The organism is Aeromonas sp. Marseille-Q5825 (assembly GCF_946892685.1).
Classification (GTDB): Bacteria; Pseudomonadota; Gammaproteobacteria; order Enterobacterales; family Aeromonadaceae; genus Aeromonas; species Aeromonas rivipollensis.
In genome coordinates, this window is sequence record NZ_CAMPOU010000001.1 from 403,983 (window position 1) to 419,010 (window position 15,028).

A 15,028-nucleotide genomic window follows, 5' to 3' on the forward strand; every position below is an offset into this window, starting at 1 on the left:
TCTGGCCCTGTGGAATCGTGATTGGAGAGTCAAAAAATGTCCCAGCTCGAGGTGGCGCTAGCCGAGATCAAGCGCGGAGCGGAAGAAATTCTGGTTGAAGAAGAACTTGTCGCCAAGTTGAAGGAAGGGCGCCCGCTGCGCATCAAGCTGGGGATGGACCCGACGGCTCCGGACATTCACCTGGGTCACACAGTGATCCTCAACAAGCTGAAGACCTTCCAGGATCTGGGCCACGAGATCATCCTGCTGATCGGCGACTTCACCGCCATGGTGGGGGATCCCTCCGGCAAGAACAGCACCCGCCCGCCGCTCTCCGAAGAGGCCATCAAGCACAACGCCCTCACCTATGCGGAGCAGGCGTTCAAGATCCTGGATCCTGCCAAGACCCGCATCGAGTACAACTCCAGCTGGCTGGGCGAGCTGGGCGCGACCGGCATGATCAAGCTGGCGGCCAAGCAGACAGTGGCCCGCATGATGGAGCGCGACGACTTCAAGAAGCGCTATTCCGGCGGCCAGTCCATCGCCATTCACGAATTCCTCTATCCGCTGCTGCAAGGCTATGACTCGGTTGCGCTCAAAGCGGACGTCGAGCTCGGCGGTACCGATCAGAAGTTCAACCTGCTGATGGGTCGCGAGCTGCAAAAAGATGCCGGCATGGCCGCCCAGTGTGTGCTGATGATGCCACTGCTGGTGGGTTTGGATGGCGTCAAGAAGATGTCCAAGTCCGCCGCCAACTACATAGGCGTGCACGATGCCCCAGGGGAGATGTTCGGCAAGATCATGTCCATCACCGACACCCTGATGTGGAACTACTACGAGCTGCTCTCCTCCCGCCCGCTGGCGGACATCGAAGGCTTCAAGGCCGGCATCGAAGCCGGGACCCTGAACCCGCGGGATGTGAAGATCTGGCTGGCGAAAGAGATCATCACCCGCTACCACGATGAAGCGGCGGCCGAAGCGGCCCACGAAGACTTCACCCAGCGCTTCTCCAAGAACGCCATCCCGGACGAGATGCCGGAAGTCGAACTGGCCCTGGAAGGGGACGGTCTGGCCATCGCCAACCTGCTCAAAGACGCCGGTCTGGTGGAGACCACCTCCGAAGCGCTGCGGATGATCAAGCAGGGCGCGGTCAAGGTGGATGGTGACAAGCTGGACGATGGCAAGGCGCTGATCGCTGCCGGCACCGCCGTCTATCAGGTCGGCAAGCGCAAGTTTGCCCGGGTGACCGTCAAGTAAGCGCGCTCCCCTGATAGAAAGAAGGCCTCCATCTGGAGGCCTTTTTGTTGGCTGATTACCGCTGAGGGTTAGCCCTCTTTTTTCAGGAAGTTGCGATAGAGCATATAGAGGTGGGCCGAGCTCCAGCTGAAGTTGCTGGCCCCCTGCATGGCGCCGGTTTCCGGGTTGTAGTTCTCGCGGATGGGGCCAGTGCCCGCCAGCCCCTCGGCATTGGCAAACAGCTTGTTGACCAGCATCTGGGCGTCGTCACGATAGCCGTAGTTCTCCAGCCCCTTCACCCCGAAGTAGAACTGATCCAGCCAGACCCGGCCACGCCAGTAGATGTCGGGGTCATAGGCCGGGTTGGTCAGCGCCGCCGTGCCGAGCGGCACCTTGGTGTTGAACTCCTGGCTGCTCAGCATCACCTCGCGCACCCGCGCCGCCTTCTCCTTGTCGGCCACCTCGGCCCAGAGCGGGCTCCAGCCTTCCGGACCACGGCCACGGGCAGTCAGCAACTTGCCGACGCAGCCGTTGGCGTCCGCCACATCCCCCCGGGCAATCTGGCGATCGTAATAGAAGCCGGAGGCCTCATCGAACAGGCAGCTGTTGATGTAGCCGGCGAGCTGGCTTGCCCCCTCGCGGTAGCGGATCCCTTCGTCCGGCTTGCCGAGCAGATCTGCTATGTCCGCCAGGATGCGCTTCTCTTTCGCGAGGAAGGCGTTGAGCTCCACCGACTCCTGATCGATGGAGAAACCGATCAGTTCACCGCCCCCCTCGTGGTTCTCGAAGAAGGCGACGTTCCAGTCCTGACGGGCCTTGTCGATGTCGCCGCCATAGGCCTTGTCGGCGTAACGCTTGAGCTGATCCTGCTCGATGAAGCCGAAGCGGGCGGCGTTGTCCATGCCGGACTCCCAGCCGGCGCCGTGCTGGGCACCTATGTCCATCTCGTCGTAACCGCCAGTGCTCAGCACCTGCTGGTAGAGCGGCATGCCGGCGCAGCCGTACCAGCCATCCCCCTCGTCGGTGCAGCGCGCGAGATCCAGCACGGCGGGTACGCCGTTCCCATATCGCACCTTGAAGGTGATGTTGCCGAACTCGTCGTTGTGCTCGACGTGGCGGGTGGCACCGTACTCTATGATGCCGTTGCTGTTGTTGTCCCGCGCCTTGTACCACCAGTCGTGATAGGCCTGGATCTTCGGATACATCTCGGCGATGAAGGCCTTGTCCTGGGTGGCACTGTAGATCTCCCAGATGGCCCAGGCGGAGAGGGGCGGCTTGGTGTCCCGCTCGTTCCAGTTGCCGCCATCGCCGCCGCGATCGGCGAGCTTGTTGTAGAAGACGGCGTCTATCACCATGCCGGCGTCTTGCGGGCGCACCGGATCATCGGGCTGGACCTGGTAGTCATACATGGCGCGCACATTGTTCTTGGCGACGTCGGGGTTGAAGTGAGCCATGGCATAGGCGTGCTTCCAGCTATCCCAGGCCCAGACGCCGTCGAACCAGCGGGCCGTGTTGGAGGGGGTCACGCCGTCGTGCTTTATGGCGCCTGCCGGCGAGCGCCAGTTGCCGTTGAGAGTCTCCATCGCCTTGACCGCGATGCGGCGCTCCGACTCGGGGATGCCCTGGTTGGAGAGGCCGCGCTCGAGGTAGCCCTCCCAGCGGCGGATGGAGGCATCGAAGGCGTCTGCCGGGTTGGCCAGCAGGGTCTGGCGGCTCTGCTGGTAGCGGCTTGCCTCCTCGGCGGAGTGGACATAGCTCTGCAGGGTGTAGATATCCTGCTGACCCTTGGCGGCCAGGGTGAGGCTGGCCTCGCTCACATAGCCGAGCCCCTTCTCATCCAGGGTGGTGCGGCTTGGCAGGGTGCGGTCGATGCGATAGCTGGCGCTGCCGCTTTGCATTATGTTCCAGGTGCTGCGCAGTTCGCCAAATTGGAACTCGATCCCCTGCTCGCTCTGGCGGAGGGTGCGGGTCCAGTCCGGATACTGCTCGGCGACCGTCTTCTTGGCATCCCACTGCTGGAGCAGCTCACCCTGCCAGTTGAGGGTCAGGGTGAGGGGGGCATCCTGATTGTTCACCAGACGGGTGCGGACAAGGGCGGTGCGGGCATCGCCGTAGCGCAGCTCCAGCTCCAGGGTGAAGGGCTCGAATTCGAAGCGCTGTACCAGGGCGCCGGGGATGGCGTAGATCTCATGCTTGCTGGCGCTGGTGAGGGGGTGCTGGCGGCCGCTCTCATCGCTCAGGGTCAGCTTGTCCAATTCCCTTGCGAAGAAGAGGCTGTACTCTTCGGCGATCACCATGGGACCGGTGAAGCCGCCCCACTCGCTGTCGCTTTTGGGCAGCAGGAAGCCGTGCCAGGCCCCGAGATCGAGCAGGGGGTTGTATTTGAGGTTGGAGTAGCTGTCAAAGTCACGGAACTGGAGCGGGGTACCGGTGCGATCTATCACGTTCCTGTACTGGTTCGCCAGGGTGGCGTCGGGCTGGGTCGGTGCGCTTGAGTCATTGCCGTTGCAGGCGGCCAGACCAAACAGGGCGACACCCAGGGCGACGGAAAGTAAATTTTTACGAAACATATCTCGCTCCAATGACGATTTTGTAGGTTAAGGAAGGTGCTTTTTTGTGTTTATTTTAGTAAAAACGTTTTCAAGGCCATTCTAGGGGAAAGAAAGCGGAAAGGTTGGCGCTACATCACAGTACGGACGGGGAGAGGTGTGATCGGGATCACCGGGTTACATGAGGTTACACAGGAGCTGTTTTTAGTAACTGTTTACTTGGCGTTGCGGGGCCGTTGAGGGGCAGGTGCGCAGATATTGGTGGGGGGTCAGACCGAACTCCTGCTTGAAGCGGGCGGCGAAGCGGCTGGGGGAGTCGTAACCGCAGGCGAGGGCCGTCTCCAGCGGGCTCAGTCCCTGTTGCAGCAGGGTGAGGGCGTGACTCATGCGCACCTGGGCCAGCAGCTGGCGAAAGCTGCGCCCCTCGGCGGCCAGCTTGCGCACCAGGGAGGCGCGGCTCATGGCAAAGTGTGGGGCCAGGGTCTCGAGTGTATGGTCGGCGCCTGGCTCCACCCCGAGGTAGCGGGCCAGCCGCTCCCCGAGCGTCATTGTGCTGGCGGGAAACAGCAGGTCGAGGGCATGGGCGGCGTGTAGCTCGGCATAGAAAGCGTGCAGCAGCTGGATCTGGGTCGCCTCGCTCAGCGTGCGGCCGGCCATGGAGCAGACCAGATCGAAGCAGAACGCCAGCGCCGGGCTTATCTCAAGGCGCGGCTCCCTCTGTGGGGTGGTCGGGGCGCCGGTCAGCCACTCGGCGGGGGGCGGGGCCAGCAGGGTCAGGGCATAGGAGCTGAACTTGCCCTGCTCGGGCTGGTTGACGAAGGTGAGCTGGTGGCCTGCCGGGATCAGCAGCCAGCTCCCCTTGTCAAAGGACAGACGCCTCTCCTGCCACCACAGCTGTTTGTGGCCCTGCTGCACCCAGATGAGGGTCGGCGCATAGATGAGCACCCTGTGCAGGGGCTGCTGGCGGATCCCGAAATAGTGATTCAGTTGCAGCAGGGGAGTGCTCATCCGGCGGGCTCCTAGGGGGTGACGAAGGTGGCGGTCAGGGTGGCTTTGCCCAGCGCCATGGCATTGAGCATGTAGCCTACCATGGCAGGCGGGGTATCTGCCTTCACCTCGAGATCCTGGGGCAGGGCCCAGGCGGTGAACTGGTAACGGTGCATGCCATGCCCGGCCGGGGGGCAGGGGCCGCCGTAACCCTGGCTGCCGAAATCGGTTCTAAGCTCCAGCCCCTGCTTGAGCTTGCCGGAGGCGTTGCTGGCCAGCGCGCTCTGGTTGGCGGGCAGGTTCACCACCAGCCAGTGCCACCAGCCGCTGCCGCTGGGTGCATCGGGATCATAGGCCGTGATGGCGACGCTCTTGGTGCCGGCCGGCAGGTCCTGCCAGCTCAGCTGGGGGGAGTGGTTCTCCCCCTTGCAGCCGAAGCCGTTGAAGCTCAATGCCTTGTCCATCAGCTGGCCTTCCTGGATGTCCGTGCTCTTCAAGGTCATGGCGGCGGCGGGCAGGGCCGCCAGGCACAGCAGGGAGAGCAGGGCGGAACTCAGGGGTAATTTCATGGTGGTGCTCCTTTATGAATGAGGGGATCCCCATGGGGAGATCCTGATGACGGGATCAGTCTAGCGGCGGGGGACAAGCCAGATTCAACCATGCTGCTCAATATTGGATTTAAAGATGCCTATTTTGAGCCTAACTGCACTATGCGGGGAAAGGAGAGGGGTTGAGAGAGGGTTGGGGACGCCGCTGCGGTTAGTGGTGGGCGGCCATAAAAAAAACCGGCCTCATGGAGACCGGTTTTTATCTGCCTTAGCGGCAGCGATGCGAGCGGCTTAGCGCAGTATCATCTGCTCGCGGCCCGGGCCGACGGAGACCATGGGAACCGGCACACCCAGCAGGGCTTCGATGCGCAGCACATAGTGCTGGGCAGCCTTGGGCAAGTCTTCGAACTTGCGGATGTGGGAGATGTCTTCGCTCCAGGCTTCCATGGACTCGTACACCGGCTTGAGACCAGCGGTCTGCGGCCAGATCGGGTTCTCGGTGTTGGCACCTTCGTAGGCCACGCAGATCTTCAGATCCGGCATGCCGGAGAGGCAGTCCAGCTTGGTCAGAGCGATTTCGTTGGCGGCCTGGATCTCCAGACCTTGCTTGGTGGCAACGGCGTCGAAGTAGCCGATGTCACGGGGACGGCCAGTGGTGGCGCCGAACTCGTTGGCGAACTTGCGGAACTCTTCCTGGTTCTCCATGGCGGTGATCAGGGTGCCGGTACCGACAGAGGTACTGAACGCCTTGGCCACGGCAATCACGCGCTCGGGGCGCAGGGCCGGCAGGCCGCCACCGATACCGGCGTAGGCGCCGGAGACGTGGGAAGAGGTCACCCAGGGGTACTCGCCGTAGATGAGGTCACGGCCGGCGCCCAGCTGGGCTTCGAACAGCAGGGTACCGTTCTGGGCCTGGATGGCCTTGAGCGGCTCGCTGACGTTGCAGACGGCGTCGATCCAGGGGGCAGACACTTCCAGCAGCCAGTCGGCCATTTCCTGGGCGGTCTGGCTGAACTCGAAGCTCGGGTAGAGGGCCTTGAGCTGCGGCAGTTTCCAGTCGAGGAAGAACTGGATGCGTTCGACCAGCACTTCCGGCTGTTTCAGCCAGCCGACCAGGATCGCCTTTTTCATGACTCGATCACCGTAAGCCGGGGCAATGCCCTGACGGGTGGAGCCATAGGCGCCATCACCCAGACGAACTTCTTCCAGAGTATCTTCCAGGGCGTGGATCGGCAGGCAGAAGGTGGCGCGGTCGGAGATGGCGAGCTTGGGAGTCACGCCGGCGGCTTTCACTTCAGCCAGTTCCTTGGTCAGCGGCTCCGGGCTGATGACCATGCCAGGGCCGAGGACAACCAGGCAATCCGGGTTGAAGACGCCGCTTGGCAGCTGGTGCAGCTTGAAGGTGCCAAGATCGTTGACCACGGTGTGGCCGGCGTTGTTGCCGCCCTGGAAACGGATGCTGGCGGCGGACTGGCCTGCCAGATAATCGACGATGCGGCCTTTGCCTTCATCACCCCAGTTAGCACCTACGACTACGATAGACGACATGACTCTTTCTCCTAAGACGTTAGGCGTCCATCCTAGGAGCCCTCTGCGGATTAGAAAAATTAATTATCTTTATAATTCCAATAAGAAAACCATATAATTGTGGCCAATTTATCGGCACACAACGTGTCATGGTGCGCCAAGCCGCGCCAGCGCTGGATGAGAACGTCGTCATGCTGGATATTCACTGGTTAAATACCTTCGTCACCCTGGCCCGCCTGCAGCACTTCGGCCAGACCGCTACCGAACTGCACATGACCCAGCCCAACGTCAGCCTGCACCTCAAGAACCTGGAGCAGGCCACCCGGGTCAAGCTCATCGAGCGCAGTCCGTTTCGGCTGACCCAGGCGGGGGAGCGATTGCTGCAAAGTGCCGAGCGCGCCATCAACGAGCTGCAGCTCTGCCAGTCCGATCTCAACGCCCTCAGCCAGTTGAGCCAGGGGACGCTCGCCATCGCCGCCAGCGACATCATCTCGCGGCTGCTGCTGATCCAGCCGTTCCAGCGCTTCAAGCAGGCCTTTCCCGGCATCGATCTCACCCTGTTCAACACCACCTCGGATCAGGCGGCGGATCTGGTCAGGGCGGGCAAGGCGGATCTCGGCTTCGTGATGGCGCAAAAGCGCAGCGAGCCGCTCTTCTACACAGAATTGCAGCAGGTGACCTGGTGTGCTCTGGGGCAGGGGCTCAGCCGCTGGCAGGCCCGTGCCAAGGCCGGGGAGAGCGATCCCCTCGACGAGCCCACTCTCATCTTGCTGGGGCACGACACCCGCACCCGGGCGCTGATAGACCCCTCCTTGCCCCTGCTCGGGCTGCCGAGTTGCCGCATCATGGAGGTGGGCAGCGTGGATGCCCAGCTCGACTGGGCGGAGGCGGGGTTCGGGGTGGCCATAGTGCCGGACTTTTCGCTCCACCCGCGCCTCAAGCTCACCGCTCCCGTGACCCGGCTGACCGACTTCCCCGGTACCAGCCTGGGGTATGTGGTGCGCCAGAACCAGGTGCTGTCGCGGGCCATCAAGCAGTTGCTGCACTGGGTGGAGGAGGAGATCCTGAGCCCGGACTCGTTGCCGCTTCCCAAGGGATAAGCCCGGCGCCGCTCGTCGGCGCACATCCGGATGACAAGAGGCCACCCTGGGGTGGCCTCTTGCATTGTGCTCTGCCCGTCATTGGGCGGGGGCGGGCGTATCGCCGGTGACCGGCGAGGCGCCGCTTGGGCTGACCGGTGCGAGCGTCGCGGTCGGCGCTGTGCTCTTCGCTGCCGAGGGGGTGGCGACCCCGGCCGCGTCCGGCTGGTTGCCCTGCGTTATCGCGGCCTCTGCCTGTGTCGGGAGCGTGGTCAGCGCCGGGGCTTGCTCTGTCGTCACCGCATCCGGACTGGCCGGCAGGGTGGCGCCTGCGGGTTGCTCCGGCAGCACCTCTGCCCCTTCCAGCGGGGTGGCCGCACTGGTGGGGGCGGACGGCGCCGTGGGGAGCGCCCCCGAGGTGGCCTCGGCCCCGGAGGGGGCGTCGGGCAACAGGGTGGGCGCGGCATCCAGCATGCCGGGGTGGAGCGGGAGTATGTCCCCCGCCTGCATGGATTCCGGGGTGAGCGTGGTGAGCGCCGGGTGCAGGCGAGTGAACTGCTTGAGATTGCGGCTCAGCACGTCCCGCAGGGTGCGCACCTGATCTTCAGGCAGGCTGGCCTCGGCCACCAGCTCGGCGGTCACCGCAAAGGTGGCGACGGCGCTGGTCTGCCCCGGGTAGAGGTTGGCGCCGATGCGGCTGCGCTCATAGTAGGGATACTGCTTGAGCAGCTTGTCGACCTGCTCCCCCTCGATGGGAATGAGGCGGGCCTGGCAGCGACCGGTCAGATCGCCTATCCCCTGGTTGGGGTGGCCGGCGACCAGGAAGGCGGCATCCAGGGTGCCGTTGCAGAGTCCCTCTAGCCGGTTGCTTGCCGAGGCGACGGGAGGCACGGCGAACTGACTCTCCTGCCAGCCCATGGCGTCGAGCAGTGCCCGGCTGGTGACCCTGTCCCCTGAATTGGGGGCGCCCAGATCGACCCGCTTGCCTTCGATGTCCGCCAGGGTGCTGATGTTGCTGGTGGCGCTGGCGAGCAGGGTCAGGGACTCCTTGTGGAGCCGCAACAGGCTGCGCAGCTGATCGTTCGGGGTCTGGCCCGCGAAGGGGCCGCTGCCGTGGGCCGCATGGTACAAGACATCCGACTGCACCAGCGCCAGCTGGATGTCGCCCTTGGCCAGCGCGGCCAGGTTGGCGATGGAGCCCGAGGTGCTCTGCACCGTGCAGTGCAGCCCGTGGTTGCTGCTGTCGTCGTTGAGCAGACGGCAGATGGCGCCCCCCGTGGGGTAGTAGACGCCGTTGAGCGCCCCCGTGCCTATGGTGACATAGGCGGGGGTGGCAGAGAGAGGCTGTGCCAGCATGGCCGCCAGCCAGGGCAGGGCGGCAAGTGAGAGGCGCAACAGGGGACGCAGGGCTCGTGGGTGCATAGTGAACCGGAACAATGGCTGAAAAAAAGGATGAGCCAGGCTCATCCCGTCATGAGTCACATCTTATCTATATCAGATGTGAACCTGAATGGCTTTCACCATTCCCGTCAAGGGGGCGGCGAAATGGCCGCCGCCCCCTTGCGGTCAGCGGCGCGTTTCTTGTCAGGCGCTGCGCTGGAGGATGGCCTTCTCCATGCGCGACAAGGCTTGGGTGAGACGAGCCCTGGTGCAGCCAAAGTTGAGGCGCACGAACTGGCCATCGCCAAACTGGGCGCCCGGGGAGAGACCGACCCCCGCCTGCTCGAAGAAGGCGACGGGATCATCCAGCCCGAGGGCGCTCACATCGATCCAGGCGAGATAGGTCGCTTGATTCTTTGCCAGCTTGACGCCGGGCCAGCGGGCCACCGCCTGCTCGATCAGGGTCAGGTTGGCCCTCAGATAGTCGAGCTGTTCCCTGAGCCACTGCTCGCCGCCCTCGTAGGCCGCCTCGGCGGCGACGAAGCCCAGCAGGTTGACGTCGGCGCTGATGCCGCGCATCGCCTGTTGCAGCTTGAGCCGCAGGCGGGCGTTGGGGATCACGGCGAAGGAGCAGCACAGGCCGGCGATGTTGAAGGTCTTGCTCGGCGCCATCATGACGGCAGAGCGTTCGGCGGCCGACGGGCTCAGGGCACCGTAGGGAATGTGGCGGGCCTCTTTATCCAGCAGCAGATCACAGTGGATCTCGTCCGAGCAGACAACCAGATTGTGGCGCTCGGCGATGGCGTCGATGGCGAGCAGCTCCTCGCGGGTGAAGACGGTACCCCCCGGATTCTGCGGGTTGCACAGCAGCAGCAGGTCGGCGGAGGGAGCCTGGCGCTCCAGCTCGGCCAGATCCAGCACCCAGCGTCCGGCCTCCTCCATCATGGGGACTGTCAGCAGGGGGCGATCGTTGAAGCCCGGCGCCTGCAGGAAGGGGTAATAGACCGGCTTGGGAGTGATGATGCCACGGCCGTGCTGGCTCCAGGCCTTGCAGGCGAGGTTCAGACCGGGCACCACCCCCGGCAGGAAGACCAGCCACTCGGGGGATATGGTCCAGCCATAGCGCTGCTGCAGACGGGTGATGATGAGTTCGATCAGCCGGGGGGAGGGGCGGGAATAGCCGAAGATGCCGTGGGCCACCCGCGCGGTGAGGGCCTCGATGACGGCGGGAGGAGAGGCGAAGTCGGTGTCGGCTACCCACATGGGCAGTACATCCTGACCCTTGTACTTGTCCCACTTCAGGCTCATGGTGCCGCTGCGATCTATCTCCCGATCAAAATCAAACATGTGAAATCCTTGTACTGGCCAGAGGGTTTACCAATGTACGGACTTGGACCTGGCCTCGCAAGCCTTGAGGTGGCTGTTGATAATCGCATAAAATAATCGCCGTCATACTGTACATCCGCCGGCTTCTGGCTTCCTTTTCTCTTCCATATCAATGGTATCTCTATGAGTTTGCTGAGTGCTGCCCGCAAGAGGCCGGATCCCGTCTCTCTCTCTTTCCTCGCCGTGACCTTCATGACCGGGGTGGCGGTGGCACTCCAGGTGCCCACCCTGAGCCTGTTTCTGGCCGAAGAGGTGCAGGTACGCCCCTTCCTGGTCGGGCTCTTCTACACCGTCAATGCGGTGATCGGCATCCTCATCAGCCAGTGGCTCGGCCATCGCTCCGACAACGGGGGGGATCGCAAGCAGCTGATCCTGCGCTGCTGCGTCGCCGGCATAGTGCTCTCCCTGCTGTTTGCCTGGAACCGGCAATACTGGCTGCTGGTGAGCCTGGGGGTGGTGCTGGCGAGCCTGACCGCCACCGCCAGCCCCCAGCTGTTTGCCCTGGCGCGCGAATACGCCGACAGCCGTAACAAGCGGGCGGACATGTTCAGCTCTGTGCTGCGGGCCCAGTTCTCCCTGGCCTGGGTGATAGGGCCGCCGGCCGCCTTCGCGCTCGCCATCGGCTACGGCTTCGAGGTGATGTATCTGGCTTCCGCCCTGGCTTATCTGGTCTGCGCCCTGGTGGTCTGGCGCTGGCTGCCCTCCCTGCCGCTGCCGAGCAGCCATGGCGGGGGGGAGCGGGTCAGCAGCTGGCGAGATCCCTCGGTACGGGCGCTCTTCATCGCCTCCACCCTGATGTGGACCTGCAACAGCATGTACCTCATCAACATGCCGCTCTACATCACCCGCGAGCTGGGGCTGGAGGAGAAGCTGGCCGGTATCTTGATGGGCACGGCGGCGGCCCTGGAGATCCCCTTCATGCTGCTGGCGGGTTACTACACCCGGCGCTTCGGCAAGCGGCCCATGATGCTGCTGGCGGTGCTGGCCGGGGTGGGGTTCTACGCCGGCCTGGTGACACTGTCGAGCCAGGGAGCCCTCATCGCGCTGCAACTGCTCAACGCCATCTTCATCGGCATTGTCGCCGGGATCGGCATGTCCTACTTCCAGGATCTGATGCCGGGTCGGGCCGGGGTCGCGACTACCCTGTTTGCCAACAGCATCCGCACCGGCTCCATCATGGCGGGCGCCATCGCGGGGACTGTGGCGGAGATCTGGAGTTTTCACGGGGTATTCATGGTGGCCACCGCATTGGCGCTGGCCGCACTGGCCGCCTGCTGGCGGGTGCCCAATGTGTGAGACGCCCATGGCGGGCGCCACGGCATTGACGCTGGGAGGATAAGCAGGGGCCGACCGCTGTGGTCGGCGGCGCATTACTTGCCGCTGTCGGCCTGGTATTCGTTGCGCAGGCAGCGCAGCAGCAGCTCGGCCGCCGGGCCCAGGGCATCGGTGGAGGGGGTAAGCAGGTAGGTGTAGAGGTAGCGCTCGCTGCCGCCGGCCAGATCGAGCTGCACCAGGGCGCCGCTGGCGAGCTCCTCCCGCACCAGGTGGCCAGGTACCCAGGCGTAGCCGAGGCCGAGGCGCACCATGCTGAGCACCTCGTGATAGTGGGTCGCCTTCCAGCCGGTGTCGTCCGCATCGTTCCAGTCCACCGAGCGGTGGATCGGCGGGTGCAGGCTTATCTGGTTATGGCTGGCGAGCAGCTCGGCCGTGATGGGCTCCTCCTGCCCGGCGAGGGGATGCTCGGCCGCGCACAGCGGCAACAGGCAGACCTCGTCCAGCGGCAGGCCGGTGCGATCGTGGGGCAGGTGTTCTGAGAGCATCAGGTCCCCCACCTGGAGCGCATTGAAGTGGCAATGGATCCGCTCGTGCAGATTGATGCGGCAACCCCGGCTGCGGGGATGGAAGTGCGCCAGCGCCCGGTAGAGCCGCTCCCTGGGTTGCAGCGCCGAGACATAGAGGTTGATCTGCGGCTCCCACTGGCGCTCCAGATTGTTGGCCAGGTTTTCCAGCTCTTCCACCTGCTGGCTGAGCTGACGGGCCCGTTTGAGGAAGATCTCCCCCGCCGGTGTCAGCACCGCCTTGCGTCCCCTCACCTCCAGCAGGGCCAGCCCCAGGCTCTGTTGCAGCTTGGCGACCGCATGATTGAGGGAGGATTGGCTCTTGTTCAGCGCCTCTGCGGCCTGGGCGTAACCGCCACAGTCCACCACGGCCTGGAAGATCCGCCATTGCTCAAACGTGCTCTTTGGACGAAACATAGTGCAACCTGTCAGGGGCCGATGGGATTCAACAGGGCGCGACTGGCGCCCCTCTTCACTTTAACCCCACCTGGTTAGTTTGTTGATTTATTTGGGCTGGGCCACGAAGGTCTGGCCTGTCTTGCCACGGCTGTCCGGTCCCATCAGATAGAGATAGAGCGGCATCAGATCGGCCGGGGTCTTCAGCAACTGGGGGTCTTCCGCCGGGAAGGCGCTGGCCCGCATCCTGGTGCGGGTGCCGCCCGGGTTCAGGCTGTTGACCCGTACCCCGGTATTCTCCAGCTCGTCCGCCAGCACCTCCATCATGCCTTCGACGGCGAACTTGGAGATGGCATAGGTGCCCCAGTAGGCGCGCCCTTTTCGGCCCACGCTGGAGGAGGTGTAGACGATGGAGGACTCGCCGTGCTCCTTGGCGGTCTGGCGGATCAGGGGCAGCAGGGCCTGGGTCAGCAGGAATTCGGATTTGACGTTGACCTGCATCACCTCGTCCCACTCCTTCTCCTGGATGTGCTCGAAGGGGGAGAGGGTGCCGAGCAGACCGGCATTGAACAGCACGCCGTCGAGGCGGCCAAACTGCTGGGCGAAGGTCTCGGCCATGCCGCGGTAGTGAGCGGCGGTGGCCCCTTTCAGATCGACAGGGACTATGGCGGGCAGGGGGTGACCGGCCGCCTCTATCTGGTCGTAGACCGCCTCGAGCTTGGCGCTGGTGCGACCGAGCAGCACGACTGTAGCGCCGTGGGCGGCATAGGTGAGCGCCGCTTCGCGGCCGATGCCGTCACCGGCACCCGTTACCAGAATGACCTTGTCCTTGAGCAGATCCCGGGGGGCCTGATAATCGAGCATGTGCACTCCTGTTAACAAATCCGTGACGGATGGGCGCGACCATAGAGGAGGCAAGTGTACTGATCCGGCCCTGCCGTTGACCAGTATGAGACGGCAAAAATGTGAAGAAAACAGGGCGGTAGCGTGAATTGGCGCTGTCTGACCCTGGCCCATGGCAGAGTTTTTGCACCATACCGTCAAACTCCTTACTATGTGAAAAAACCGAACATAGCGCGGAGTATCAAGTGGCATTTTTGACCGAATACGGCCTGTTTCTGGCCAAGACCCTCACCTTACTGCTGGCCATAGGCGCCGTCGTCCTGATGGTGGTGAGCAGCCGTCAGCCCAGGGCCCGCAAGGGGGAGCTGGTGGTGACGGATCTCTCCCGGGAGTTGGAGCAGGGGCGTCATCAGCTGCAATCGGCCCTGGCCGGCAAGGCCGAGCGCAAGCAGATGGACAAGGCGCGCAAGGCCGAAGAGAAGGCGCGCGCCAAGAGCGAGGACGAGCGCAGCCGGCTCTTTGTGCTCGACTTTCACGGCAGCATGGACGCCAGGGAGGTGGCCTCCCTGCGGGAAGAGGTGAGCGCCGTGATAGGGGTCGCCCGGCCCGGGGACGAGGTGCTGCTGCGCCTCGAGTCCGGCGGCGGCGTGGTGCACGGCTATGGCCTGGCGGCCTCCCAGCTGCAGCGCCTGCGCGACAAGGACATCACACTGACGGTGGCCATCGACAAGGTGGCGGCGAGCGGCGGTTACATGATGGCCTGCGTGGCGGACAAGATACTGGCGGCGCCCTTTGCCATCGTCGGCTCCATAGGCGTCATTGCCCAGTTGCCGAACTTCAACAAACTCCTGAAAAAGCATGACATCGAGTTCGAGATGCACACCGCGGGCCAGTACAAGCGCACCATCACCATGTTCGGCGAGAACGACGATCTGGGGCGGGAGAAGTTTCGCGAGGAGCTGGGGGCCATCCACGAGCGCTTCAAGGGATTCGTGGCCGAGCACAGACCCGGTCTCGACATCGACCAGGTCACCACGGGGGAGCACTGGCTGGCGAGCCAGGCCAAGCAGCTCGGTCTGGTGGATGCGCTCTGCACCAGCGATGACTACCTGCTGGCCCAGGCCAGCCAACACAAGGTGGTCGGCATCAGCTACCGCAAGCCCAAGAGCCTGACCCAGCGGCTGGGTCAACAGGGGGCCCAGGCGCTGGAAGGCGCCCTCGGCCGCCTCTGGCAGCAGAGTCCCTGGCGCTGAGTCACAGTTCAATGGGTTGAAACAAGA

The 15,028-nt window shown here is 63.9% G+C and carries 12 protein-coding genes; 4 read left to right on the forward strand and 8 right to left on the reverse strand.

Translation table 11 applies throughout. The features are described from left to right. Nucleotides 1-36: 36 nt before the first annotated feature. Nucleotides 37-1,236: a tyrosine--tRNA ligase gene (tyrS, locus tag OC537_RS01940; protein WP_139744202.1), complete on the forward strand. Its 1,200-nt coding sequence runs from the start codon at nt 37-39 to the stop codon at nt 1,234-1,236. A gap of 68 nt (nt 1,237-1,304) precedes the next feature. Here the strand turns inward: tyrS and ygjK are convergent, their stop codons facing one another. The 4 genes from ygjK to OC537_RS01960 all read right to left on the reverse strand — a co-directional run bounded on the left by ygjK (nt 1,305) and on the right by OC537_RS01960 (nt 6,847). After that, complete coding sequence (ygjK, locus tag OC537_RS01945; RefSeq protein WP_262108872.1) at nt 1,305-3,785, reverse strand: alpha-glucosidase; 2,481 nt, start codon at nt 3,783-3,785, stop codon at nt 1,305-1,307. 183 nt (nt 3,786-3,968) lie between these two features. Then, on the reverse strand, nt 3,969-4,772 hold the full coding sequence (locus OC537_RS01950; RefSeq protein WP_262108875.1) for a helix-turn-helix transcriptional regulator: 804 nt from the start codon (nt 4,770-4,772) through the stop codon (nt 3,969-3,971). Nucleotides 4,773-4,783: 11 nt separating this feature from the next. Beyond that, nucleotides 4,784-5,320 carry a YbhB/YbcL family Raf kinase inhibitor-like protein gene (locus OC537_RS01955; protein ID WP_262108877.1) on the reverse strand — a complete coding sequence of 179 codons (537 nt, stop codon included), beginning with the start codon at nt 5,318-5,320 and terminating at the stop codon, nt 4,784-4,786. A gap of 270 nt (nt 5,321-5,590) precedes the next feature. After that, entirely contained in the window at nt 5,591-6,847 is a 1,257-nt protein-coding gene (locus OC537_RS01960; protein ID WP_025326213.1) for an adenylosuccinate synthetase, read from the reverse strand. Nucleotides 6,848-7,017: 170 nt separating this feature from the next. On the opposite strand from OC537_RS01960, the gene OC537_RS01965 reads away from it, so the two are divergent. Continuing rightward, complete coding sequence (locus OC537_RS01965) at nt 7,018-7,926, forward strand: LysR family transcriptional regulator (protein ID WP_106887999.1); 909 nt, start codon at nt 7,018-7,020, stop codon at nt 7,924-7,926. Between the two features lie 78 nt (nt 7,927-8,004). On the opposite strand, the gene OC537_RS01970 is transcribed toward OC537_RS01965, so the two are convergent. Both OC537_RS01970 and OC537_RS01975 read right to left on the reverse strand, forming a co-directional pair. Next, entirely contained in the window at nt 8,005-9,327 is a 1,323-nt protein-coding gene (locus OC537_RS01970; RefSeq protein WP_111910293.1) for a TAXI family TRAP transporter solute-binding subunit, read from the reverse strand. 162 nt (nt 9,328-9,489) lie between these two features. Next, on the reverse strand, nt 9,490-10,632 hold the full coding sequence (locus OC537_RS01975) for a MalY/PatB family protein (protein ID WP_262108883.1): 1,143 nt from the start codon (nt 10,630-10,632) through the stop codon (nt 9,490-9,492). A gap of 162 nt (nt 10,633-10,794) precedes the next feature. On the opposite strand from OC537_RS01975, the gene OC537_RS01980 reads away from it, so the two are divergent. Beyond that, nucleotides 10,795-11,967 carry an MFS transporter gene (locus OC537_RS01980; RefSeq protein ID WP_025326217.1) on the forward strand — a complete coding sequence of 391 codons (1,173 nt, stop codon included), beginning with the start codon at nt 10,795-10,797 and terminating at the stop codon, nt 11,965-11,967. 74 nt (nt 11,968-12,041) lie between these two features. Here the strand turns inward: OC537_RS01980 and OC537_RS01985 are convergent, their stop codons facing one another. Together OC537_RS01985 and OC537_RS01990 are read right to left on the reverse strand one after the other, a co-directional pair. Then, on the reverse strand, nt 12,042-12,926 hold the full coding sequence (locus tag OC537_RS01985) for a LysR family transcriptional regulator (protein ID WP_111910290.1): 885 nt from the start codon (nt 12,924-12,926) through the stop codon (nt 12,042-12,044). A gap of 87 nt (nt 12,927-13,013) precedes the next feature. Further along, on the reverse strand, nt 13,014-13,769 hold the full coding sequence (locus OC537_RS01990) for a YciK family oxidoreductase (protein WP_262108886.1): 756 nt from the start codon (nt 13,767-13,769) through the stop codon (nt 13,014-13,016). Between the two features lie 224 nt (nt 13,770-13,993). On the opposite strand from OC537_RS01990, the gene sohB reads away from it, so the two are divergent. Continuing rightward, a complete protein-coding gene (gene sohB, locus OC537_RS01995; RefSeq protein WP_262108888.1) occupies nt 13,994-15,001 on the forward strand; it encodes a protease SohB in 1,008 nt (335 codons plus the stop codon). Nucleotides 15,002-15,028 lie beyond the last annotated feature (27 nt).